This is a genomic window from Bartonella sp. AA86SXKL, assembly GCF_042196885.1.
Map to the genome: position 1 here is coordinate 1 of NZ_JBHIRE010000232.1, position 818 is coordinate 818.

Annotated in this window: 1 protein-coding gene; it reads left to right on the forward strand. The window is 42.2% G+C overall.

Features of this window, described 5'->3' with window-relative positions; translation table 11 throughout:
- Positions 1 to 818, forward strand: an 818-nt coding sequence (locus tag ACFIO5_RS11170) for an ATP-binding cassette domain-containing protein (protein ID WP_375705444.1), incomplete at both ends; no start/stop codon positions are given.

The window sequence follows — 818 nt, forward strand, 5'->3', positions numbered from 1 at the left end:
CATGTAAAAGAATCTGCTCATACGATACGCATGCAAGAAACTTTAGCTCGTAGTTTAGATCAAAGCCTTACAACCAGTAAATTGCATCTTCTCAATGGAGCCATGAGCCATATTTTTGGTGATCTTTTCACTATTTTTATTATCTTTTTTGGTGCTCAGGCAGTTCTTCAAAACCAAATTACGCTAGGACAACTTATTGCCTTTCATCTCCTCGCTGGAAATGTTTCTGGTCCTATCTTAAGCCTTGCATCCCTATGGGAAGAATGGCAGCATTTGAAAATCTCTCGTCTTCGTTTGGGCGATATTCTTAACTCCCCTTCAGAATGGGAAGAAGAAAAGCCGCCTCTTCAACTCAGCGCTCCTCCTCATCTTGAAGCCAACGATCTCTGTTTTTCTTATGGAGATAAGTCCATTATCAATCATCTTGATGTCTGTTTACAACCTGGGCAACCAATTATGTTACTTGGTCCTTCAGGGTGCGGAAAAACAACCTTGGCGAAGCTCCTTTGTGGACTCTACCTCCCAACAAGCGGGAAGATATTGATTAACGCCCAACCTTTACAGAATTTTGATGTCCGTAGCGTGCGTGAAACAATCGCGTACTTTCCTCAAAATCCTTGCCTTTTTTCCGGAACCATTCTTGAGAATATGCTTCTTGCTAAACCAGATGCCACTAAAGATGAAATCGATGCTGCACTATATGTTAGTGCTTGCCATGATTTAATCACTCAATTACCTCTAGGACTCCATACTCAAGTAGGAGAGCAAGGTGGTTTTTTATCAGGTGGTCAGCGCCAACGCTTGGCTTTGGCTTGTTT